The sequence below is a fragment of the Gemmata algarum genome, from assembly GCF_034097035.1.
GTDB classification, from domain to species: Bacteria; Planctomycetota; Planctomycetia; order Gemmatales; family Gemmataceae; genus Gemmata; species Gemmata algarum.
Window position 1 is genome coordinate 66,639 of record NZ_JAXBLV010000034.1, and the last position, 23,335, is coordinate 89,973.

Annotated in this window: 13 protein-coding genes and 2 tRNA genes; 7 read left to right on the plus strand and 8 right to left on the minus strand. The window is 70.0% G+C overall.

Annotated features, from left to right (window positions below):
- Positions 1 to 15 precede the first annotated feature (15 nt).
- The gene (locus R5W23_RS05200) at positions 16 to 1,413 is read right to left on the minus strand and encodes a sigma-54-dependent transcriptional regulator (protein WP_261190070.1); all 1,398 of its coding nucleotides are present in this window, start codon (positions 1,411 to 1,413) and stop codon (positions 16 to 18) included.
- Positions 1,414 to 1,528: 115 nt separating this feature from the next.
- Here R5W23_RS05200 and R5W23_RS05205 point away from each other — a divergent pair, with 115 nt between their 5' ends.
- Positions 1,529 to 2,566 (plus strand): DUF3500 domain-containing protein, encoded by a 1,038-nt coding sequence (locus tag R5W23_RS05205; RefSeq protein ID WP_320685410.1) that lies wholly within the window; start codon positions 1,529 to 1,531, stop codon positions 2,564 to 2,566.
- A gap of 98 nt (positions 2,567 to 2,664) precedes the next feature.
- Here R5W23_RS05205 and R5W23_RS05210 read toward each other — a convergent pair whose 3' ends face one another.
- Together R5W23_RS05210 and R5W23_RS05215 are read right to left on the minus strand one after the other, a co-directional pair.
- Positions 2,665 to 2,976 (minus strand): hypothetical protein, encoded by a 312-nt coding sequence (locus R5W23_RS05210; RefSeq protein WP_320685411.1) that lies wholly within the window; start codon positions 2,974 to 2,976, stop codon positions 2,665 to 2,667.
- 143 nt (positions 2,977 to 3,119) lie between these two features.
- Positions 3,120 to 4,112, minus strand: coding sequence for an aldo/keto reductase (locus R5W23_RS05215; protein WP_320685412.1), 993 nt, complete (start codon positions 4,110 to 4,112; stop codon positions 3,120 to 3,122).
- 146 nt (positions 4,113 to 4,258) lie between these two features.
- Between R5W23_RS05215 and R5W23_RS05220 the strand changes: the two genes are divergently transcribed.
- The 3 genes from R5W23_RS05220 (at position 4,259) to R5W23_RS05230 (ending at position 8,677) form a co-directional block, all read left to right on the plus strand.
- On the plus strand, positions 4,259 to 4,570 hold the full coding sequence (locus R5W23_RS05220) for a thioredoxin family protein (RefSeq protein ID WP_320685413.1): 312 nt from the start codon (positions 4,259 to 4,261) through the stop codon (positions 4,568 to 4,570).
- Between the two features lie 122 nt (positions 4,571 to 4,692).
- Positions 4,693 to 7,044, plus strand: a complete 2,352-nt coding sequence (locus R5W23_RS05225; RefSeq protein ID WP_320685414.1) for a PSD1 and planctomycete cytochrome C domain-containing protein — start codon at positions 4,693 to 4,695, stop codon at positions 7,042 to 7,044.
- Positions 7,045 to 7,303: 259 nt separating this feature from the next.
- Complete coding sequence (locus R5W23_RS05230) at positions 7,304 to 8,677, plus strand: DUF1501 domain-containing protein (protein ID WP_320685415.1); 1,374 nt, start codon at positions 7,304 to 7,306, stop codon at positions 8,675 to 8,677.
- Between the two features lie 18 nt (positions 8,678 to 8,695).
- On the opposite strand, the gene R5W23_RS05235 is transcribed toward R5W23_RS05230, so the two are convergent.
- Entirely contained in the window at positions 8,696 to 9,448 is a 753-nt protein-coding gene (locus tag R5W23_RS05235; protein WP_320685416.1) for an SDR family NAD(P)-dependent oxidoreductase, read from the minus strand.
- A 723-nt stretch (positions 9,449 to 10,171) separates the two neighbouring features.
- On the opposite strand from R5W23_RS05235, the gene R5W23_RS05240 reads away from it, so the two are divergent.
- Positions 10,172 to 15,832, plus strand: coding sequence for an autotransporter-associated beta strand repeat-containing protein (locus R5W23_RS05240; protein WP_320685417.1), 5,661 nt, complete (start codon positions 10,172 to 10,174; stop codon positions 15,830 to 15,832).
- On the opposite strand, the gene R5W23_RS05245 is transcribed toward R5W23_RS05240, so the two are convergent.
- Positions 15,807 to 16,415, minus strand: a complete 609-nt coding sequence (locus tag R5W23_RS05245; RefSeq protein WP_320685418.1) for a hypothetical protein — start codon at positions 16,413 to 16,415, stop codon at positions 15,807 to 15,809. The genes R5W23_RS05240 and R5W23_RS05245 overlap by 26 nt on opposite strands.
- A 493-nt stretch (positions 16,416 to 16,908) precedes the next feature.
- Positions 16,909 to 21,126 (minus strand): beta strand repeat-containing protein, encoded by a 4,218-nt coding sequence (locus R5W23_RS05250; protein WP_320685419.1) that lies wholly within the window; start codon positions 21,124 to 21,126, stop codon positions 16,909 to 16,911.
- 509 nt (positions 21,127 to 21,635) lie between these two features.
- Between R5W23_RS05250 and R5W23_RS05255 the strand changes: the two genes are divergently transcribed.
- Both R5W23_RS05255 and R5W23_RS05260 read left to right on the plus strand, forming a co-directional pair.
- Positions 21,636 to 22,115: a GNAT family N-acetyltransferase gene (locus R5W23_RS05255; RefSeq protein ID WP_320685420.1), complete on the plus strand. Its 480-nt coding sequence runs from the start codon at positions 21,636 to 21,638 to the stop codon at positions 22,113 to 22,115.
- Positions 22,116 to 22,137: 22 nt separating this feature from the next.
- The gene (locus tag R5W23_RS05260; protein ID WP_320685421.1) at positions 22,138 to 22,926 is read left to right on the plus strand and encodes a hypothetical protein; all 789 of its coding nucleotides are present in this window, start codon (positions 22,138 to 22,140) and stop codon (positions 22,924 to 22,926) included.
- Positions 22,927 to 22,940: 14 nt separating this feature from the next.
- On the opposite strand, the gene R5W23_RS05265 is transcribed toward R5W23_RS05260, so the two are convergent.
- Together R5W23_RS05265 and R5W23_RS05270 are read right to left on the minus strand one after the other, a co-directional pair.
- Positions 22,941 to 23,012, minus strand: a tRNA-Ala gene (locus R5W23_RS05265).
- Between the two features lie 113 nt (positions 23,013 to 23,125).
- Positions 23,126 to 23,197, minus strand: a tRNA-Ser gene (locus R5W23_RS05270).
- Positions 23,198 to 23,335: the final 138 nt, after the last annotated feature.

Sequence of the window (23,335 nt, forward strand, 5' to 3'; positions counted from 1 at the left end):
CACGCCGGTAGCCGCTCATTCGGCGGGCCTCCCGGCCGGCTTCTCGTCCCCCTTCTTCCACTCCTGGATTTTGCGGTACAGCGTGCGCTCGCTGATGCTGAGCAGCCGCGCCGCCTCCTCGCGGTTCCCGTCGGTGCGCTCCAGCGCCTTCTCGATGTAGTACCGCTCCACCTCGTCGAGCGGCCGGCCGACCAACTGGTCCGGCCCGTGCGGGCGGTCGGCCGCCCCGGCGGGCTTCACCCCGGGGTCCTCGGGGAAGTCGTCGGGCGTCAGCTCGCCGTCCTGGTCCAGCACCATCATGCTCGCGAGCAGGTTGCGCAGCTCGCGCACGTTCCCGGGCCAGTCGTACCCCTCGAACGACTTCCACACCGCCGGCGCCACCTTCGGGACGGGCTTGTTGTCGCGCCGCGCGAACTCCTTGAGGAAGTGCGCCACGAGCTGCGGGATGTCCTCGCGGTGCTCGCGCAAGGGCGGGAGCTTGACCGTGCCGACCTTGAGCCGGAAGTACAGGTCCTGCCGGAACCGCCCGGCCTCCACCTCCTTCTGGAGGTCCTTGTTGGTCGCGGCGATGATGCGCACGTCCACCTTGAGCGGGTCGTTCGTCCCGACGCGGACCACCTCGCCGTTCTCCAGCGCCCGGAGCAGCTTGGCCTGGAGCGACAGGGGCATGTCGCCGATCTCGTCGAGGAACAGGGTGCCGCCGTGGGCGTGCTCGAACCGGCCCACCCGCTGCCGGTCGGCCCCGGTGAACGCCCCCTTCTCGTGCCCGAACATCTCGCTGTCGAGCAGGCTCTCGGTCAGCCCGGCGCAGTTCATCGCGGTGAACGGCTTCGTGCGGCGCGGGCCGTTGGTGTGCAGCGCGCGGGCCGCCAGGTCCTTCCCGGTCCCGTTCTCGCCCAGGATCAGCACCGACGCGCTCGACGGGGCGTAGGCCTTCAGGAGCTGGAGCACCCGCTGCATCTTCGGGCTGTTGCCGACGACGCCCTCGAACCCGAACTTCTCGTCGAGCTGGCGGCGCAGCTCCCGCAGCGTGCCGACCCGCTTGGCCGAGTTCTCGATCACCGCCCGCAGCTCGGCGAGGTCGAGCGGCTTTTGGAGGTAGTGGGCGGCCCCGCGCTTCATCGCCTCGACGGCCGTCTTCACGTCCGCGAACCCGGTGATGACGTACACCTCGGCCTCGGGCCGCAACTGCTTGCACCGCTCGACCACCTCCAGCCCGTGCAGGTCCGCCATTTTGAGGTCGGTGAGCACCACGTCGAACGCTTCCTGCTCGAGCTTCGCGACCCCGGCCTTTCCGCCGGTGGCCACGGTGCACGAGTGGCCGCGCCGGTCCAGGCTCTCGGAGATGGTGTCCGCGAGGGTCTTGTCGTCGTCGATCACAAGAACCTGGAGCGGTTCGGCTGGCGCGGACATCGCGTCGGTTCCCGGCTGGGGTGGTTCGGAGCTGTTGGGTTCAGTTTAGCAGTGCGTCCGGTCCCCGCACCGCTTAACATGTCGAGGGCCTACCTCAGTCAGGAGCCTCTCACCCATGACCCGCGTTCGTATCCCCGTTCTGATCCTCACACTGGCCGCGGTGGCCGGCGTGGCACTCGTCGGCACCTCCGCCCCGGAGGCGACCGGCGGGAAGATGACCGCGTCCGCCCACGCGTTTCTGGCGTCGCTCACCCCCGAATTCAAAACCAAGGCCCGCTTCGACTTCAACGACAAGCACCGCACGGCGTGGTTCTTCACCCCGCAACAGGACAAGGAGAAGAAGTTCACCCGCAAGGGCGCGCGGCTCGAGGAGATGACCGCGGACCAGAAGAAGGCCGCGCTGGCGCTGCTGCGGTCCGGCCTCTCGGCGAAGGGGTACGAGCAGGCCACCACGATCATGGACCTGGAGAATTTGTTGCTCGAACTCGAAGGGCCGAAGGGGGCGATGACCCGCAACACCAACTGGTACTTCGTCAGCATCTTCGGCGAGCCGTCGAGCACCGGGAAGTGGGGCTGGCGGTTCGAGGGGCACCACCTGTCGGTGAACTACACGATCGACAAGGGCGAGGTGGTGGCCGGCGCCCCGATCCTGTTCGCGAGCAACCCCGCCGAGGTGAAAGACGGCACGAAGAAGGGCCTGCGCCCGCTGCCCGAGATCGAGGACCACGCCCGCGCGCTCATCACCTCGCTGAAGGACGACCAGAACAAGCTCGCGAAGCAGCCGAAGGCGTTCCCGGAAATTAACGAGGGTAAGCCGAGGGCGGACGTGGGCGCGCCGGTTGGGATCACCGCCGACAAGCTCACCGCCGAGCAGAAGGCGACCCTGATGAAGCTCGTGAAGGCATACGCGGACCGGATGCCGGAAGAGTTCGCGGCGGCCGAGATCAAGAAAGTGACCGACACGCCCGACGAGAAACTGTATTTCGCGTACAGCGGCGGTCCGAAGCCGGGCGAGCCGTACACCTACCGCGTACAGGGGCCAGAGTTCGTGGTGGAGTTCCTGAACGTGCAGGCCGACAGCGCGAAGAACCCGGCGAACCACATTCACAGCGCCTGGCGCCGGCTCCCGATCGACTTCGGGCTGGCGGAGTAACGTGTCCGTGTCTGCGCACCGGGCCGGCGCGCGTGTTCCATCCAGAGGAACACGCGCGCCGGCCCGGTGCGCGGACACGAACACGCAACCGCGTCACGTCACGGCCCGCTGACGCGCGGGTGCCATGTGCTCGGCGCCGGGGACGGGTAGTAGTACCGTCCGGGGTACACCAAACGGTACGGTGCCGCGTAGCCGAACGGCGAGTAGTAGGCGGGGGGCGGCGCCGGGAACGCCGTAATGACGCCGTCGCTGAACAGCAACCCGTTGTGGAACGGCGGCGTGTTGACGATGTAGAACCCCGAAGGGGAGGGTATGTTCCCGTTGTAAACGACGACCTGGGCCGAAGCATCTCGGGCGCTCGCAATGGCAAACGCGAGGGCGGCTGTGAAGGTTAGAAGAATGCGGGGCATAGGTGCTCACTTCCTTGGGCGATAATTGGGCACAGGGATGTAGAGCATCTGCTGTTCCGCTCACCGACGGCCCGTTTTCCGAATACCGCGCCGCGGCGTGTTTTTGTCCGGCGCATCCAGAATAACCGGAATAATCCGACCGGTCAGCGGTCGATGGTTTTCATGCTCGCCTCCGAGTACCGTTCGCCCGCAACCGCGTCCGTTGGGACCGCCGCGCTCAACTCCGCTACTTCCACTGTCTGTAACCGCACCGCCGCTGCCGCGGCGTTCTCCTCCAGGTACTTGCGCCGCTTCGTCCCGGGAATGGGAACGACATCGTCGCCCTGCGCGAGCACCCACGCGAGCGCGAGCTGACCCGCCGTGACGCCCTTTCGTGCCGCGATCGCTTTCACCCGCTCCACCAGCGTGAGGTTTTGGTCGAACGCGGCGCCCGCGAACCGCGGGAACCGCTGGGACCGGGCGTCCCCGCTGTCGAGGTCCGTCGGTTTGGTGATGGCGCCGGTCAGGAACCCGCGGCCCAGCGGGCTGTACGCCACGAACGCGATGCCCAACTCGCGAAGCGTCGGCAGGATGTCGTGTTCCACGTCCCGCGACCACAGCGAATATTCGCTCTGAAGCGCGGTGATCGGGTGGACCCGGTGCGCCCGGCGGATCGTGGCCGCGGACGCTTCCGACAACCCCAGGTAGCGGACCTTCCCGGCCTTCACCAGCTCGGCCATCGCGCCGACGGTGTCCTCGATCGGCGTATCCGGGTCCACGCGGTGCTGGTAGTACAGGTCGATGTGGTCCAGTCCGAGCCGCTTCAGCGAGTCGTTGCAGGCCTGCTTCACGTACTCGGGCCGGCCGCTGATGGCCCAGTACGACGGGTCGTCCTTCTTCCGCACGTTGCCGAACTTGGTGGCCAGGAACACCTCGTCCCGGCGCGGCTTGATCGTCCGGCCGACGAGTTCCTCGTTGTCGCCGATCCCGTACATGTCGGCGGTGTCGAGGAACGTGACCCCGAGGTCCAGCGCGCGAAGGAGTGTGGCGGCGGATTCGGCGTCGTCCCGTGCCCCGTAGAATTCACTCATCCCCATGCAGCCGAGCCCCATTCGGGAAACGACCGCGCCTTGTGACCCGAGCCTCACCTTGTCCATGTGCGTGTCCTGTCGGTTCGGCCGGGCGACATCGAACACTATTGCTGCGGGGCGGAAGTCTTACAGCCCGAAACGCCCTGGCGCGCCGGCTGCATGTTCTGATCCCGCATCACTCGTGCCATCGCCCTGAGCTTTTGGAGGGTAACATGTCCGAACCGACGCGCGAAGAAGTGGACCGGCTGCCCGGCCCGGTGGTACTGGAGTTCGGGGCGGACTGGTGCCCGCACTGCCAGGGGATTCAGCCGGCGATGGCCGATCTGCGGGCGCGGCACCCGCAGGTGCGGCACATCGGGATCGAGGACGGGAAGGGGAAGCCGCTCGGCCGCTCGTTCCGCGTGAAGCTGTGGCCGACGCTGGTGTTCATGCGGGACGGTCAGGTGGTCAGTCAGATGTCGCGCCCCTCGCGTGAAGAGATCGTGAACGGGTTCGCCGAACTTGCCGCGCAGCCCGCGGGGTAAAGGGCTGGGTGCTGCCGGCCCTGCGTTTTTGGTCTCGACTCCCGGCTGGTGCGGGGTACGATAATCATCCACGCCTCTCTCCGCCGCCGTTTCCCACCCCCGCACTCAAGCTCCAATAGCGTATGCGCGCCGAAACGAAGCTGATTGTGCGAGCGGCGGCGCTCGCGCTCGTCGCGCTGGTTCCCGCGGTTGGCCGCGCCGACGAGGGCGCCGACTTCTTCGAGAAGAAGGTGCGCCCGGTGCTCGTGGAGCACTGCTACTCGTGCCACTCGCTCGGCGCGAAGAAGGACAAGGGCGGGCTCCGGCTCGACACCCCGGACGCCATCCGCAAAGGCGGCGACTCCGGCCCGGCCGTCAAGCCAAAGGACGAAGACAGCCTCCTGCTGAAATCGATCGACCACGCTTCCGACGCGCCGGCGATGCCCCCGAAGGGGAAGCTGCCGGCCGCCGCGATCCGCGATCTGCACGCGTGGGTGAAAATGGGCGCCCCGCTCCCGGCCGCAACCAAGGCGGCGACCGCCGGCGAAGACCCCCGGACGTTCTGGTCGTTCGTGCCGGTCGCCGAACGCGCCGCGCCGGCGGTGAGCGACCCGAAATGGCCGGCGCGGAAGGCCGACTTCTTCGTTCTCCAGAAGCTCGACGAGAAGCGGCTCAAGCCGGCCCCGCCCGCGGACCGCCGGACCCAGATCCGCCGCGCGTACCTCGACCTGATCGGGCTCCCGCCGACCTTCGAGCAGGTCGAAGCGTTCGCCGCGAACGACCGGCCCGACGCCTACGAAAAGTTGGTGGACGAACTGCTCGCGTCCCCCCGGTTCGGTGAGAAGTGGGCGCGCCACTGGTTCGACGTGGCCCGGTACGCCGAGGACAACCCTACCGGCGAATCGACCTGCCGCCCGCCGCGGTTCCCGCACCGGTACCGCGACTGGGTGATCGCGGCGTTCAACGCGGACGTTCCCTTCGAACGGTTCGTTCGGCTCCAACTGGCGGCCGACCTGCTCGCCGACACGACGCCCGAAGACTTCGCGGCCCTCGGCTACCTCGGCCTGTCGCCGGTGTATCACAAGGAGCCGAAGCTCTCGAAGGCGGTGATCTCCGAGATCGTGGCCGACGAGTGGGACGAGCGGGTGGACGCGATCACCCGCGGGCTCCTGGGGCTCACCGTGGCGTGCGCGCGGTGCCACGACCACAAGTTCGACCCGGTCAGCACGAAGGACTATTACGCCCTGGCCGGGGTGCTGGCGAACACGCAACTGGCGGAGCGCCCGCTGAAGCCCGACGCGGGCGCGGCCCAGGAGGCGCTCACCACCGTCCGGCTCGCCCGGCTCGATGTCGATATGCGGCTCGGGTACGCACGCGAGTTGCGCGGCACCGCCGTGAAGGAAAAGAGGGACACCGCCCCGTTCGACAAGCAGATCAAGGAGTTGCAACCGCGGCTGGCCGAACTCCAGAAGCGCGAGAAGGCGCTAGAGGGGGGCGCGATCGCGAACGTGGTGCGGGACGCCGGGACGTGGGTCAACGGCGACGACCCCGACTGGACGGTGATCGACTACCGCACGAGCCAGTTCCGCGACCTGCCGGTGTTCGTCCGCGGCAACCCGGCGCGGCCGGGAGACATCGTTCCCCGGCGGTTCCTGGCGGTGCTGTCCGCCGGGACGCCGAAGCCGTTCAAAGACGGGAGCGGCCGGCGCGAGCTGGCCGACGCGATCGTGACGGACGCCGCCGGGCTGTCGGCCCGGGTATTCGTGAACCGCGCGTGGGGCTGGGTGTTCGGCCGCCCGCTGGTCGCCACCCCGAGCAACTTCGGCGCGCTCGGCGAGCGTCCCACGCACCCGGAACTCCTCGACGACCTGGCCGCCCGGTTCCTCGCCAACAAGGGGTCGGTGAAGTGGCTCGTGCGCGAACTGGTGACGTCCACCGCGTACCGCCAGGCGAGTCGGCACGACGAGAACGCCGCGGCGCTCGACCCCGACGACCGGTGGCTGTGGCGCGCCCCGCGCAAGCGGCTCGAACTCGAAGCGTGGCGCGACTCCATCCTCCAGGTCAGCGGGCAGCTTTCGCTCAGCGGGGGCGGCCCGTCGGACAACCTCGACGACCTCCGGAGCGTGCGGCGCACCGTGTTCGGCCGGGTGAGCCGGGAGCGCCCGAGTGACGTTCACCGGCTGTTCGACCTGCCGGACCCGAAGACGCACGGCGAGAAGCGCGAGGCCACGACCACGCCGGTCCAGCAGCTCTACTTCCTGAACAGCCCGTTCGTCCGCCAGGCCGCGAAGCAGTTGGCGAAAGCGGCGGACGGGAAGCCGGCCGACGAGGGCGTGCGGGCGCTGTTCCGGAAGGTGCTCTTGCGCGACCCGAACCCCGACGAGTTGGGCACCGCGCGGGGGCTGGTCCGCCCGGCCCGCGAGGGCGACGCCCCCGCATGGGCGCTACTCGCACAGGCGCTGCTGGCGAGCAACGAGTTCCTGTATTTGAACTGAGCGCGGGCCGCGTCTGCCAACGGTAAGGGGGGTTCACGAGGCAGAAGGGCGGAAGATTTTTGACAGGATCAACAGGATAGACAGGATTTTAAAGACATAAGGCGAATTTATCGTTATTTGGGTCTTTGATCCTGTTACATCCTGTTGATCCTGTCAAAAACTTCGCGTAACCGCCCGCCCTGCCTGCGAAATCTGTTGCCCCGGGAACTGACACACCGCGATACGAGACCGGTGCGGATCGAGAAGCGCGAGGCGAATCATGACCTTCCCCGACCCCGCCGACACGTTCGCCCCGACCCGGCGCCGGTTCCTCCGCGAACTCGGCGGCAGCGTCGGGCTGCTCGGGCTGTCGAGCTACCTCCGGGCCGACGGGCTCGCGGCACCCACCTTGGGCAAGACGCACCACGCGCCGAAGGCGAAGCGGGTCATCTTCCTGTTCATGGCCGGGGGGCCGAGCCACCTCGACATGTTCGACCCGAAGCCGGTGCTGGACACGTTCGCCGGGAAGCGCCCGCCCGCGGCCGACCTGCGGACCGAGCGCATCACCGGCGGGCTGATGCCGTCGCCGTTCAAGTTCCGGCCCGGCGGCCGGTCCGGGCTACCGGTCAGCGACCTGCTGCCGAACGTTCGCGCGTGCGCCGACGAACTGTGCGTGCTGCGCGCGGTCCACGGCACCAACCCGAACCACTCCCCGGCCGCCAACTTCCTCGCCACGGGCCGGATCGATGCGGTTCACCCCGGGGTCGGGGCCTGGGTGTCGTACGGCCTGGGGTCCGAGAACGCGGACCTGCCCGGGTTCGTGTCGCTCGGCTCCGGGTTCGGCCAGACCGGGTTCGAGCGCAGCGGGTACCTGCCGGGGCAGTTCCAGGCCACCCGCGTGTCCGCCGCCGAGAACGACCCCGAGAAGATGATCCGGCACCTGCGCAACCCGGCCGTCGGGCTCGCGGACCAGAAGCGGCAACTGGACGCGCTCCAGGCGCTCAACCGCGGGCACGCGGAGGCGAACGGCCACGACCCGCAACTGGAGGCCCGGGTGCGGGCGCTGGAGACGGCGTTCCGGATGCAGTCCGCCGCGGGCGAGGCGTTCGACGTGCGCCGCGAGTCCGCCCGGGTGCGCGAGTCCTACGGCCCCGGCGAGTTCGCCCGCGGGTGCCTGCTGGCGCGGCGGCTGGTGGAGCGCGGGGTCCGGTTCGTTCAACTGTCGCTCGGCGGCTGGGATCACCACGGCAACATCAACGCCGAGCTGAAGAAGAAGTGTGCGGAGATCGACCGGCCGGTCGCCGCGCTGCTCAAGGATCTGCGGCAGCGCGGGCTGCTCGACGACACCCTGGTGATCTGGGGCGGCGAGTTCGGCCGCACCCCCGTGTCGGAGAACGGCGACGGCCGCGACCACAACCACTACGGCTTCACGATGTGGATGGCCGGCGGCGGGGTGAAGGGCGGGTTCGCCCACGGCTCGACCGACGAGTTCGGGTTCAAGGCGGCGGACGGCCGCGTCTCGGTTCACGACCTGCACGCCACCGTACTACACCTGCTCGGGCTGGACCACGAGAAGCTCACGTACCGGTACAGCGGCCGCGACTTCCGCCTTACCGACGTTCACGGCCGCGTCGTGAACGAAATCCTGGCGTGACGCGCCGCCCGCGGGCGGTCACTCCGGGGCGTAGACCGTGCGCCCGCCGTCCACCGGCAGGCTCACGCCGGTCACAAAGTCGTTGTCGAGGAACGAGAGCACCGCCTGGGCGACGTTTTCGGGTTTGCCCTCGCGCTTCACGAGCGTCGCGTTAATCGCCTGCTGCTTCTCCTCTTCCGGCAAATCCGGCGGCAGCATCACCGGACCCGGGAGGACCGCGTTGACCCGCACGTTCGGGTTGCGGAGGGCGAGCTCGACCGCCAAACACCGGGTGGTCGCGGTCACCGCGCCCTTGCTCGGGAAGTACGCCGCGTAGCCCGGGTACGGCCGCACCTCGGCCCAGTCCCCCACGTTGACGATCAGCCCGCCCGCGGGCTGCTTCACCATCGCCAGCCCCACCCGCTGGCACATGAGGAACGTCCCCAGCGCGTTGGCGTCGAAGTGGAACCGCACGTCCGCGGCGGTCACCTCTTCCAGCGGTTTCGGTTCCCACACCGCGGCGCAGTTGACCAGCACGTCGATCCGCCCGAACCGGGCGAGCACCGCGCCGACCAGCGCGCGAACGGCCGCCTCGTCGGTCAGGTCGGCCGGGAACGTGTCGGCCTCGACGCCGTGGGCGCGGAGCCGCTCTGCCGTACTCGCGGCTTCGGACGCCGAACTGCGGTAGTGAACTGCGACCGCGTACCCGCGCCGGGCGAGCGCCTCGGCGACCGCCGCCCCCACTCGCTTCGCCCCGCTGCCGGTGACGAGCGCGACCCGATCGGTTGCCATGTGTCAGCTCCCTTGCGTGGTGCCGGGCCGTGCCCAAGGGGCACGTGCCGCCGCTCGCGGAACGCCCGGCGCCTCCGGATTCGACCGCCACGGGTGCCGAGACCACTACATGATAAGTGATCCGCAATTACCCTTGGGCATTCACCGCTCGATGAAAATAGATTCGGCCTGGTATTTGCATGTTTCACAAGCGGGGGAAGACTGCGTATGGGCACGCAGACTGACGTAATCCGCAAGTGAATGCGTTCGGTTACCGCATGCCGAGTGGATCACAGCCAGCGGGTGAGTTGACGGACAAGCGAAAACAGTGGCCGGGGTCTGATTGTTCGGCCGGTGGATGAGGTCGAATCTGATCTGGTATTCGGTTGCACCGCCTTTTCATGCCGCACGGTTATTCTCTTCTGCTGAAACACCCCATCTTGCTTGCCCGCCCTAGTTTTTCAGTTAAATGGTAATTTAGGCGGAGTTGTAGCCGTTTTCGTGCTCGTGTGTCCCCGAGTTCGTCACTCCCGGCTGCGCGTTGCGTGCCCGGTGTCCGAACCGGCCCGGTTGAACCGGGCGCGAGCCGGACAGCCACCCCACCGGCGGAGCGGCCCGTGTTGGAGTGGCCTTCGGACCGTGCTGTCTTCCGCCGGCCGCCCGCAGTGTACTTCGGCTTCTTATTGGCGTTCCGGCGGCGGTGTGCCGCGGACAGGTGCTGACATCCGAGTTGTGAGGTCTCACGTGACGCTTCTGTCTACCCTCCTCCGCCGCCTCCGGAAGCATCCCGCCTCGGCCGCCACCACTCGCGCGGGGTTGCAACTGGCCGTCCTGGAAGACCGCACGGTCCCCGCGACGTTCACCTGGACCGGGGCGACGAACGCCAACTGGTCGGTGGCGACGAACTGGGCGGAAAATGCGGTCCCGAGTTCGGCCGCCGACGTTCTGGTGTTCGGGGCCGGCGCGACGAGCCAGACGAGCAATAACGATATCGCCGGATTGACCGTTGCGCAGATCCAGATCAGTGCCCCGGGGTACACCATCTCCGGTAGCTCCGGAGTGACCGTGACCGGCGCGGTCACCGACTCGACGGCGAGCGGCACGAACACGCTCGCGTTGAGCATCGGCGGCGCCGCCACGCTGTCGAAGACCGGGGCCGCAACCCTGACGCTTTCGGGAACGAACACCTTCACCGGCGCGACCACGGTGACGGCCGGCACGCTGACCCTTACCGGGGGCTCGGCGCTGAGCGACTCGAACGCCGTTACGGTCGGCGCCACGGCCACGCTCGCTTTGGGTGCGACCGAGACGATCGGTTCGCTCGCGGGCGCGGGGAGCGTGTCGCTGAGCACATTTACCCTGCTGACCGGTGGCAACAACGCCAGCACGGTGCTCAGCGGCACGCTGTCCGGGAGCGGCACCCTCACCAAGTCCGGCACGGGGACACTGACGCTGAGCAACCTCGGCAACGAGGCCGCGTTCAGCGGCGCCATTAGAGTGTTCGGCGGCACGCTGAGCGTGCCGGACGACGACGCGCTCGGGGCCGGGCTGCTGACACTGGACGGCGGAACGTTGAACGTGACCGCCAGCACCACGATCGACAACGCGGTCGCCTTGGCAGCGGGCGGCGCGACGGTGGACGCGCCCACCGGCACCGTCACCATAACGGGACTGCTGTCCGGGGTCGGGAACCTCACCAAAACCGGCGCGGGCGTGCTGGCGCTGGCCAACCTCGGCAACGAGGCCAACTTCACGGGCAACACCACGGCGTCGGCCGGCACGCTCACCGTGGCCAACGACGACGCGCTGGGGGGCGGCGTGGTGACCCTGGCCGCGGGCTCGACCCTCGCCGTCACCGGTGCGACCACCGTCGACAACGCGATCGCGCTGAGCGGCGCCGCCACGATCAGCACTTCGGCGGCGGTGACGGTGTCGGGCCAGTTGTCTGGAAGTGGGGCGCTCACCAAGACCGGGGCGGGCACGCTGACGCTCACGAACACCGGCAACGAGGCAGCGTTCAGCGGGACCACGACGGTGTCGGCCGGCACGCTAAGCATTGCGGACGACAACGCACTCGGCAGCGGCGCGGTGACCCTGGCCGCCTCGACCACGCTGGCGGTGACCGGCGCGACCACCGTCGACAACGCGATCGCGCTGGGCGGCGCGGCCACGATCAGCGCGACCGCGGCGGTGACGGTGTCCGGGCTGCTGTCCGGGACCGCGGCCCTCACCAAGACCGGCGCGGGCACGCTGACGCTGAGCAACACCGGCAACGAGGGCAACTTCAGCGGGACCATCACGGTGTCGGCGGGCACGCTGGGCGTTGCGAACGACGACGCACTCGGCAGCGGCGCGGTGACCCTGGCCGGTGGGACGCTGGGCGTGACCGCGACCACCACGATCGACAACACGGTGATGCTGGGCGCCGGCGGCGGAGCGGTGGACGTGTCCGTCGCCGCCACGGCCACCCTGTCCGGGCTACTGTCCGGGACCGCGGCCCTCACCAAAACTGGCGCGGGGACGCTGGCGCTGACGAACACCGGCAACGAGGCGGCGTTCAGCGGGACCACAACGGTGTCGGCGGGCACCCTGAGCGTGGCGGACGACAACGACCTGGGGAGCGGCGCGGTGACCGTGGCCGGTGGGACGCTGAGCGTGACCGCGACCACCACGATCGACAACGACATCGCTTTGGGGGCCGGAGGCGGTACGGTTGACACGCCCACCGGCACGGTGACGGTGTCGGGGCTGCTGTCCGGGAGCACCATTCTCACCAAGACCGGGGCGGGCACGCTGACGCTCACGAACACCGGCAACGAGGCCAGCTTCGGCGGTGGCACGACGGTGTCGGCGGGCACGCTGAGCGTGGCGGACGATAACGCGCTGGGCAGCGGCCTGCTGACGCTGGCCACCGGTGCCACGCTCGCAGTCACCGGCCCGACCACGATCGACAACAGCATCTTGCTGACCGGTGCGGCCACGGTCAGCACCACGGCGGCGGTGACGGTGTCGGGCCTGCTGTCCGGGAGCGGCGGCCTGACCAAGGCGGGCGCGGGTACACTGGCGCTGAGCAACACCGGTAACGAGGGCAACTTCACGGGCACCACGACGGTGTCGGCGGGCGGGCTGAGCGTGGCGGACGACAACGCGCTGGGCAGCGGGGCGCTGACCCTGGCGGGCGGGACGCTGAGCGTGACCGCGACCACCACGATCGACAACGCGGTGACGCTGAGCGGCGGGGGCGGCACGTTCGACACCCCCACCGGTACCGTGACGGTGTCCGGGCTGGTGTCCGGGAGCGGGGTTCTCACCAAGTCCGGCGCGGGGACGCTGGTGCTGAGCAACACCGGCAACGAGGCGGCGTTCAGCGGCACGACGACGGTGTCGGCCGGCACCCTGAGTATTGCGGACGACAACGACCTGGGGAGCGGGGCGGTGACCCTGGCCGCCGGGACCACGCTGGCGATCACCGGAACGGGCAACGTCGATAACGCGATCGTGCTGGGCGGCGCCGCTACGATCAGCACCGCGGTCGCGGCCACCGTGTCCGGGCTGCTGTCCGGGAGCGGGGCGCTCACTAAGGCTGGCGTGGGCGACCTGACGCTGACCAACGCCAACAACGCAGGCAGTTTCAGCGGCACCATCACGGTGTCGGCCGCCACGCTGAGTATTGCGGACGACGCCGCGCTGGGCAGCGGTGCGGTGACCCTGGCCGCCGGGACCACGCTGGCGGTGACCGGCGCGACCACCGTCGACAACGCGATCGCGCTGGGCGGCGCGGCCACGATCAGCACGACGGCGGCGGTGACGGTGTCCGGGCTGCTGTCCGGAACCGCGGCCCTCACGAAGACCGGGGCGGGCACGCTGACGCTCACGAACACCGGCAACGAGGCCGCGTTCAGCGGGACCACGACGGTGTCGGCGGGCACGCTGAGCGTGGCGAACGACGACGCGCTGGGCGGCGGTGCGGTGACCCTGGCCGCCGGGACCACGCTGGCGGTGACCGGCGCGACCACCGTCGATAACGCGGTCGCGCTGAGCGGCGCGGCCACGATCAGCGCGACGGCGGCGGTGACGGTGTCCGGGCTGCTGTCCGGGACCGCGGCCCTCACCAAGTCCGGCGCGGGGACGCTGACGCTCACGAACACCGGCAACGAGGCCGCGTTCAGCGGCACGACGACGGTGTCGGCGGGCACGCTGAGCATTGCGAACGACGACGCGCTCGGCGGCGGCACGCTGACCCTGGCCGGTGGGACGCTGGGCGTGACCGCGACCACCACGATCGACAACGCGGTGGTGCTGGGCACCGGCGGCGGCACGGTGGACGTGTCCGCCGGTACGGCCACCGTGTCCGGGCTGCTGTCCGGGATCACCTCCCTCACCAAAACCGGCGCGGGGACGCTGGCGCTGACGAACACCGGCAACGAGGCGGCGTTCAGCGGCCCCACCACGGTGTCGGCGGGCACCCTGAGCGTGGCGGACGACGACGCGCTCGGGAGCAGCAGCCCGCTGACCCTGGCCGGCGGCGCCACGCTCGCGGTCACCGGCAACACCACCATCGACAACGCGATCGCCCTGAGCGGGGCGGCCACGATCAGCAGTTCGGCCGTGGCAACGGTGTCGGGCGTGATCTCGGGGGGCAACTCCCTCACTAAGGCCGGGGCCGGGACGCTGACCCTGTCGGCCGCCAACACCTACACCGGCGCGACCGTCGTCACCGCCGGCACGCTGAACGTCACCGGCACCATCGCGACCAGCTCGGGCGTTCAGGTCAACGGCGGCACCCTGGGCGGGACCGGCACGGTGCCGGCGGTGACGGCCGCGGCGGGCGGAACCGTCGCGCCGGGCATGTCGCCGGGAACGCTCACCACGGGCAACTTGGCGCTGTCGGCCGGGAGCACCTTTAGCGTCGAGATCAGCGGCACGACCCCCGGCACCCAGTACGACCAGGCGGTCGTCAACGGTACGGTGAACCTGACCGGCGCGACCCTGGCCGTGACGCGCGGCTTCGCGCCGGTCGCGGGCACCAGTTACATTCTGATCGCCAACGACGGCGCCGATGCGGTGGTCGGCACCTTCGCCGGCCTGCCCGAGGGGGCGAGCTTCACGGCCGGCGGGGTGACCTTCACGATCAGTTACGTCGGCGGGACGGGCAACGACGTGGTCGTAACGGTCGGCCCCCCGGCCGTCTCCATCGGCAACGTGACGGCGGCCGAAGGGAACGCGGGCGGTACCAGCTTCACCTTCACCATGACCCTCTCGACGGCCAGCACCCAGACCGTCACGGTGAGCTACGCGACGGTCGCCGGCACCGCGACCGCGGGCGCCGATTACACGCCCGCCGCGGGCACCCTCACGTTCGCGCCGGGCGAGACCTCGAAGACCGTCACCGTCACGGTGCTCGGCGACACCACCGTCGAGCCCGATGAGACGTTCACGGTGGTGCTCTCGAACCCGACCAACGCGACCATCGGCACCGGCACCGGCACCGGCACGATCACCAACGACGACGCCGCGACCGCGACGGTCATCAGCGGCGGCGGCGCCCCCGGCACGGTGCGCCCGATCAACCCGGCCACCGGCCAGCCGGGGGACCCGATCGTCGCGTTCGCCGGGTTCACCGGTGAGGTGCGGGTGGCGTCCGGGGATGTCAACGGCGACGGCCGGGCGGACACGGTGGCCGGCGCCGGGGCGGGCGCGCCGGGCGGCCACGTGAAGGTGTTCAGCTCCGACGGCACGCTGCTGTACAGCTTCCTGGCGTTCCCCGGGTTCTCCGGCGGGGTGTTCGTGTCGACCGGGGACGTGAACGGGGACGGGTTCGCCGACATCGTGGTGTCGGCGGACGCCGGGGCGACGCCGCACGTGAAGGTGTTCAGCGGCAAGGACGGGGCGCAGATCCAGAGCTTCTTCGCCTACGACGCCGCGTTCCGGGGCGGGGTGCGGGTCTCGACCGGGGACGTGAACGGGGACGGGTTCGCTGACATCATCACCGGCTCCGGGGCCGGCGCCCCGACGAACGTGAAGGTGTTCAGCGGCCGGGACAACGCGCTGCTCCGGAGCTTCGCGCCGTACGGCACGTACGCGGGCGGGGTGTACGTCGGGGCCGGGGACGTGAACGGGGACGGGCTCGCCGACATCATCACCGGCTCCGGCCCGGGCACCGTCGCACACGTGAAGGTGTTCAGCGGCCGGGACAACGCGCAGCTCCAGAGCTTCTTCGCGTACGACGCCGGGTTCCTGGGCGGGGTCCGCGTGGGCAGCGGCAAGGTGAACGGCCGGACGGCGGTGCTCACCGGCGCCGGGCCGGGTGCCGGGCCGCACTTCAAGGCGTTCGTCGACGGCACGCAGGTGCTGAGCCTGCTGGCCGGTGACCCCTTCTTCAGCGGCGGCGTTTATATCGGTTGACGGCCCCGGCGCCCGGCGCTTCGGCGTCGGGCGCCGGGCCGGTTGCGTCGAGGTACGCCTGGCGCACCCGGTCCAGCACGACGCCGCTTTCGGTCACCCGGTCCACGATCACCGGCCCGGCGAACGAGTACCAAACGGAGAACGCGAGCGGCACCAGCACGCTCGCGAACACCGCGCCGAGCAGCAGGGCGGTCGCGAGCCCCACGTTTTCCGTTCCCATCGCCCGTCGGGTTTCCAGCACCGCCCCCAGCCACAGCGCGGCGAGTCCCAAAGCCGCTCCGATCCCGACCCAGACGAACCGATCCCGGAAGCGCCGGTGCCGCTCGCAAGTGGTCACGACGACCCGCGTCGTCGGCAACTCGCGCGGCGGCCGTGCCGGTGCCGGTGCGGACTCCGCGCGGGGGTGCGTGGCCCAGCGCGCGATTGCTCCGGCCCCCGCGACCAGCGATTTGAGCAGTTCCCACAGAGCGAGCGGCAGCATCAGGACGGCGATCGCGGCAGAGACCGGGTCGTCGCCGCTGGGCACCGGCGTTAGGTCGGTTCCGCCCGGGGCGCCCGCGGCACCCGCCGCCGGGCGGTTCACTTCGTCCCATTCCACCGTGGAAGTGGCGGGCGCTCCGCAGTACATGCAGACCATTAACGGCGGGCCTGTTCGCGTCCGAGGGATCGTAAGTTCGGGCATCGGTTCACGGTTCGAGGAGGTTTACGAGAGTATCGGCCGTGCGCTGTGACGAAAAAAGAGGAAGCCGGCGCTCGGAAGCGCCGGCTTTCGTTGATAGGTGTATGGAAGTGCAGGGTGGTGTGTGGTGCGGGCCGGGGGAACTGGCCCGAACTGGTGTTCGACACGGGATCATAGAGCAGGTAACGTGCCGAAGCTGCTATCTATTCCTTATCGGTACCAATTACCGGAATTTCACTCGACCCCGTTTGCGATTGAGCGAGCCGGCGTACCCCTTTGTAACCTTTTCCTCCCAGGTACCGATCGGAACCGCTGCTCGCGCTTCCGCGGTCGTCCCGCGCAGAGGAAGACACCGGCGCCGTAACGCTCGGGAGCATCGGTACAAAAGTTCACAGGTTCAGGCAACAAAGACGCTCCGCTGCGCGCCCGCCGGTGTGTTCAGCAGTTCGGCGCGGATTTGCCCGGTGAGCGGGTCCACGGCAGTTGCCCGCGGGGTCAGGGCTGGCCCGGTCCCGATCAACAGCGCCGTGGAGCCGTTCAGGTCCGCGGCGCCCACCCGCGCCCCGCCCTCAAATACCGACGGGTACGCCAGGTAGCTGGCCGTTTGGGCCAGGTTCGAGCCGTCGAACACCTTCACGTGTCCGCCAGAGGACCCGAATCCGGAGCCGGTAACCAGGTCCGCCCGGCCGTCCCCGTCCAGGTCGATCGCCGCGACGTACACGCCGCCCGCGAACCCGTTGTACGCCAAGAAACTGGCCAGTTCCGACCGGTCCTTGCCGCTGAACGCCTTGACGTGGTCGGCACCTGCTCCGGCACCGGTGACGATGTCGGCGAACCCGTCCCCGTTCACGTCCCCGGTCGCCACCCGCGCCCCGCCGGTGAACCCCGCGCCGTAGGCCAGGAAGCTCTGGAGCAGCACGTTGTCCTGGCCACCGAACACCTTCACGTGCGGGGTCGCGCCGGCGTCCGCCGACACGATGAGGTCGTCCCGGCCGTCGGCGTTCACATCCCCGGCCGCCACGAACACCCCGCCGCCGAACCCGTCAAACGCCAGGAAGCTGAGCCGCTCCGCCCCGGTGGCGCCGTCGAACACCTTCACGTGTCCGCCGGACGTGCCCGGGCCGGCGCCGGTGACGATGTCCGTGATCCCGTCCCCGTTGACGTCCCCGGTCGCGATTCGGACCTCGCCCGCGAAGCCGGCATACGGGACGAACGTGGTAACCGCCCCGGTGAGCGGGTTGCGCACCGTAACGGTGGTGACCGCCCCGGGTGCCACCGTCGCGAACGCGGCCGGCCGCGGGGCCAACTCGTTGGCCGTTTGGGCCACCGCGATGTCGAACGCATCGGTGTCGGTGAACTCGCCGTCGCTGCTGGTAACGGTGACCGTCGCGCCGCCGACGAACCCCGGGGTGGGGGTGAACGCGGCCCCGGCGAGAGCCGCGTTCACCGCCGCGAGCGGCCCGGACAGGGTGACGGCCGCGGTGCCGTTGCCGGTCACCGACGCCCCCGCCACCGGAACGACCGTCAGCGTTCCGGTGGTCGCGGCCAGAGTGACCGACAGCGGGGCCGGGCCGGCGTCCACGTCGAACACGGAAAGCCCGTTGCCGGTGGCGGCCGAGAACGTGAGCGGGGCGGCCTTCGTGGTGGCCTGGGCCTGCGCCTCGGGTACGGTGTTGACCGGCGCGTCGTTCACCGCCCTCACGGTGATGGTGACGGCGACCGCCGCCGAAACCTCGTTGGCGGCGTTGCGGACCCGGTACCGGAACGAGTCCGTGCCGTTGAAGTCGGCGTTCGGGGTGTAGGAGAAGGTGCCATCGGGGCTCAGTGTGACGGTGCCGCCGACCGGGCCGGCGCCGAACAGCTCGGCCGTGGCGCCCGGGGCCGCGTTGTCGTTACCCAACACGCTCGACACCGACGGGAGCGGGGCGTCCTCGTCGGTCGTGGCGGTGTCGGCGGTGGCCGCCGGCAGGTCGTCGTCGGTGACGGTGACGGTGACCTGCTGGGTGCCGGACTCGATCCCTCCGCTGACCGACGCCACGCTGACGACCACGGTTTCGTCATTTTCGTCGGCGGTGTCGTCCGCGCCGGCCAGGGTCACGAACCCGGATGTGGAACCCGCCGGGATGGCGATGCGGGTGCCCGACGCGGTGAAGTCCGCGCCGGAGGCGGTGCCGGTGAACCCGAGGGTCACCACCACGGGGAACGCCGACGGGTTCGACAGAGTGGCGGTGACGGTGGCCGCGCCGCCGCTCTCGGTGAGCGGGCCGCCGGCCAGCGACAGGGTAACGGTCGGGAGCGGGTCGTCGTTGGTGACGGTGACCAGCGCCAACCCGCCGGCAACGGTTGCGTGTACCGGGGCGGACAGGTTCACCGCGAACGATTCGTCGTCCTCGAACGTTGCGTCCCCGCTGACGCTGAGGGTGACGGTTTTGGAAGTTTCGCCGGGCGCGAACGTGAGTGCGCCGGAAGCCGCCGCGTAGTCGGCGCCGGCCGTGGCGGTGCCGTCGGCGGTGGTGTAGGTGACGGAAACCGCTTGCCCACTGGGTGCCGATAACGACACGGTGAGGGTGACGTTGGTGCCCCCGGCGTTGCCCTCGGCGAGCGTCACGCCCCCGACGCTGAGAGCCGGCACGGGGTCGTCGTTGGTGATGGTGCCGGTGCCGGTGCCGGTGCCGATGGTCGCGTTGACCGGGTTCGAGAGCACCACCGTGAGCGTTTCGTCCGCTTCATTGGCGGTGTCGCCGTTGACCAGAACGGTGACGGTTTTGGAGGTCTCTCCGGGGGCGAACGTGAGCGTCCCGGACGCGGCGGTGTAATCGGCGGCGGTGGCGGTGCCGTCGGCGGTGGCGTAACCGACGGTGACCGCGCTCGCGCTCGCCGCGCTGAGGGTGACCGTGAAGGTGAGCGCGCGGGTGCCGGAGTCCCCTTCGGTCACGCTCGGACTGTTCACCGCGAGCACGGAGAGCGGGTCGTTGTCCAGTATCGTGTACACGTGCGTCACTTGGCCGCGCGCGGTTCCGTTGGTGACGGTGGCGATGCCCAGCACGATCGTCTCGTTCGGTTCAACGGCGTCGTCGTCCGTCACGGCGATCGTCAGCGTTTGTGCCGTCGCGCCGGCCGGGAAGGTGACGCCCGCCGGGAACGAGGTGGTGAAGTCCGCCCAAGGGACGGCGCTCCCGCCCGTGCGCGTCACCTGCACGGTGGTGGCCACGTTTGCCAACACGTATTGCGCACCGGTCCGGGTGAGGCCGACGGCGGCGCCGGCCGACTCCGGCCCGCTCGATGTGGCCGCGGTGAAGCCGACGCCCGCCCCCTCGGCGAACCGGCGCAGGTACGTGTCGGAGGTGCCGGCGGCGCCGCTGTCGAACAGGATCACGAAGTCGCCCGCGGCGCTGATCCCCCCGACCGCGTTGTCCTCGGCGGCGTCGTTGTTAGCGGCGGTCGGGCTGACCGCTCGTTCGGGCACCACCACGCCGCCGGACGAGTCGTACACCTTGAAGTACACGTCGGTGCCGGCGGGGTCGAGGTCGCCTTCGGTGCCGGTCCAGGTGACCAGGAAGGTACCGCCGGCGGTGGCGTCGATGTGCGGGTTGATCTGGTTGCCCGTCGTGGTCGCGTTGACCCGGAACTCACCCCCGAAGGCCCCGCCCCCCACCTGGAACCGCCGCATCACGACGGCCGTGCCCGACCCGTCGATGTTGTCCGAGTACCAGACGACGTTAAAGTTCCCGCCCGCGTCCATCGCGATGTCCGGGCGCTGCTGGTTCCCGGCGGTCACGGTGTTCACCAGGAACTCGGCGCTGGTGGCCGGCGTCCCGTTCCGGCCCATCTGCCGCAGGAAGATGCCGAAATCGCTCGTGCTGGCGCTGTCCCGGCCGGGGCTCTGCCACACCACCACGTAGTTGCCGGCGCCGTCGATCGCCACCGCCGGCTCCGCCTGGGACCCGAACGCGTTATTGACAACGGATTCGCCACCGACCGCCGCGGGTGCGCCGCTCCCGCCGGTGGTGATGCCCGCGTACGACTGGGCGTAAATGTCCGCGATGGGCGCCCCGCTTTGGAACGCGATCACGAACTGGCCCGCGGCGTTGGCCGCCACGTCCGGTTCGCGCTGCTGGCCGGCCGTGGTGGTGTTGACCCGGAACTCGGCGGCGTCGAGCGCCGTGCCGTCGGCCAGGAAGCGGCGGGCGTAGACGCCTGCCTGGGCCGCGCTGTCGCCGGGGTCCTGGCCGAAGCTCTGCCAGGCGATGACGAAGTTGCCGGCGGAATCCGCGCCGATCGACGGCGCCTGCTGGTCGTTGGCGGTGACCGTGTTCACCGCGACCGGCCCCTGGACCAGTTGCCAGTTGGCGTCGAACCGCTTGAAGTAGATCCCGCCGCCCGCGTCGTCCGGGGCTTCGTAGGTCACGACGAAGCCGCTGCCGTCAGCCCGCACCGCGAGGTCGCCCCCCCGGTCCACACCGCCGGTCACGGACACGGGCACGTCGGTCGCTTCCAGCCCGATCAGGGCGGGCACGTCGCGGCCCTCGAGCCGCACCAGCCGCAGCGCGACGGCCGCGCGGGGGCGTGATCTCGTGCGCGGCCGGCCGAGCAACTTGCTGATCCAGGGGGGCATGGTGGTGCTCGCGGGGAGGGCCGGGCCGCAGCGGTTCCGTAGCGGCCGTGAGGAGCCGGCGCCGTTCGGTTCGGCCGGGACCGACGGAGGCCCGTCGTGTCAAGACTGAATCGAGCCTATCACGCCATCCGAATGTTCGTCACCAGACATTACTTGGCGAGCGGGGCGAAAATTTCGCGGTCAGACGGCCAATCGTGCGCAACGAAGCGGGGTGCAGACCGAGACCGCCGCCGAAGTAAAGACAGGCGCGGATTAATTGGAATAATTTTATTGATTTTCATTCGCTTGCGGTTACGATTCGCCCGCATGATGAACGAAACTGTGCCGGACTCGTTCCGTGACCGCCCGCCGTGAACGGGTACCCGACCGGTAACGCCGCGGGCCTCCGGCTCCGGCCCATGTTCCCGGCGGCGGTCGGTCCCGGCGGAGGCGGGGCACCGCACAACAACACGCAGTCGTTCCGGGGACCACGTTCATCGTTGCCCCGCCGGCATTTACCCGACGCGCCCATGACCACGTTGCCATTAGTCACGTTGCGGCCGGTCGTGCCCGCCGACGCCGAGTTTCTCTACCGCGTGTACGCGAGCACCCGGTACGACGAACTCGCGCCCGCCGGCTGGCCGCCCGAGCGGGTCGAGTCGTTTCTGCGGATGCAGTTCCGCACCCAAGACGCGCACTACCGCGAGCACTTCGGCCGGGCGGCGTTCGACGTGATCGTGTGCGACGACGAACCGGTCGGGCGGTTCTACGTGGACCACCGCGCGGACGAGATCCGGGTCGTCGATATCGCGCTGCTGCCGGCGTTCCGCGGGTTGGGTGTGGGCACGCGCCTGCTGACCGGCCTGCTCGCCGAGGCCGCCGCGGCGAACAAGCCCGTCCGGGTTCACGTCGAGGCCAACAACCCCGCGCAGCGGCTCTACCGGCGTCTCGGCTTCGTGTGGACCGGGACGACCGGGGTGTATGATTTACTGGAGCGCTTGCCCGGTTGAGCCGAGTTCCGAAGGCGGTAACGTGGACGACGCGACCGAAACACCACCGGACGCCCTGAGCGACCCGCACGCCGCGGTGCGCCGCCGGGCGGTGCTCGCCGACTCGGTTCCGCCCGGCGCGGTCGCCGCCGCCCTCCGCGATCCGGTGTGGTGCGTGCGCGAGGCCGCGGCGCTCGCCGCCGGCCGGTTCGCCGGCTCCGACTGGGCCGTTCTCGCGGCCCTGGTCGCCATGACCCTTCACGACCCGAGTCCGCACGTGCGCCTCGCGGCGGCGGGCACCGCCGGCCCGCACGTCCGCCCCGAACGCGACTACGGCGGCGCGGTGGCGCACCGGTTCGAGCGCCAGCGGGCGCGGGCCGCACGGGCGCTCGGCTACGTCGCGCCCGAATTCGCCGAGGGGGCCGTGCGGTTGCTCGCGCGGACGACCGCCGACAGCCACCCGAAGGTGCGGTTGGCCTCGCTCCGCGCCCTAGCGCGCATCGAGCCGGCGGCGGTGCTTCCGCTCGTGCCTGTGGTGGTGCGGCGGTGCGCGGAAACGGACCCCCGGGTCGCGGCGGCGGCCCGCGAGGTGTGGCTGCGCGTGTCGGCTGCGCCGGGCGCCGAACCGCTGTGCCCGCTGAGCGCGTACCCGGGGACGGACGACTTGGCCGGCGTGCGGGGCACGCTCGAGCGATTGCCGGCCGACCACCCGCTGCGCTGCGCGTGGGACGCGCTGCCGCCCGTTCGGGACGAGGGGCTGACCGCGCACCGCTTCGCGAAGCACCTCGCGGCCGTGTGCGCGCATGTACTGAATGGCGTGCGCACGAGCTGACGGAACCGTTGGAGCGCGCCGGGGGAGAATTGCACTCCCGTCTCCGCCTTGCCAAGGCGGCGTCTTACTCATTAGACGACCGGCGCCCGAGTTGAGGACTATCAGCCCGAGCACGCTCTGAGTAAAGGACCGCGGCGATCGCGCCTGTATACCATTTCACGGAGCACCTCGCGGTGGTGTGCCGGTTGGGCCACAGGAGCGCGCCGGGGGAGAATTGCACTCCCGTCTCCGCTTTAGCAAAGCGGCGTCTTACTCATTAGACGACTGGCGCTCGAAACTGTACCGCCCTCCGGTACCGCGCCGGGGGGCGTGCCCGTGCTAGCCGACGGTGACCTCGACCACGGTCTCCAAGTCCACCGCGACCCACGCCTCCTCGCAGACCCCGCCGACGGCCACCTCAACCTTTCCG

Bases quoted from the DNA above. Each gene is read 5' to 3' on its own strand.
- R5W23_RS05200 (WP_261190070.1), bottom strand. From the start codon at position 1,413: ATGTCCGCGCCAGCCGAACCGCTCCAGGTTCTTGTGATCGACGACGAC.
- R5W23_RS05205 (WP_320685410.1), top strand. From the start codon at position 1,529: ATGACCCGCGTTCGTATCCCCGTTCTGATCCTCACACTGGCCGCGGTG.
- R5W23_RS05210 (WP_320685411.1), bottom strand. From the start codon at position 2,976: ATGCCCCGCATTCTTCTAACCTTCACAGCCGCCCTCGCGTTTGCCATT.
- R5W23_RS05215 (WP_320685412.1), bottom strand. From the start codon at position 4,112: ATGGACAAGGTGAGGCTCGGGTCACAAGGCGCGGTCGTTTCCCGAATG.
- R5W23_RS05220 (WP_320685413.1), top strand. From the start codon at position 4,259: ATGTCCGAACCGACGCGCGAAGAAGTGGACCGGCTGCCCGGCCCGGTG.
- R5W23_RS05225 (WP_320685414.1), top strand. From the start codon at position 4,693: ATGCGCGCCGAAACGAAGCTGATTGTGCGAGCGGCGGCGCTCGCGCTC.
- R5W23_RS05230 (WP_320685415.1), top strand. From the start codon at position 7,304: ATGACCTTCCCCGACCCCGCCGACACGTTCGCCCCGACCCGGCGCCGG.
- R5W23_RS05235 (WP_320685416.1), bottom strand. From the start codon at position 9,448: ATGGCAACCGATCGGGTCGCGCTCGTCACCGGCAGCGGGGCGAAGCGA.
- R5W23_RS05250 (WP_320685419.1), bottom strand. From the start codon at position 21,126: ATGCCCCCCTGGATCAGCAAGTTGCTCGGCCGGCCGCGCACGAGATCA.
- R5W23_RS05255 (WP_320685420.1), top strand. From the start codon at position 21,636: ATGACCACGTTGCCATTAGTCACGTTGCGGCCGGTCGTGCCCGCCGAC.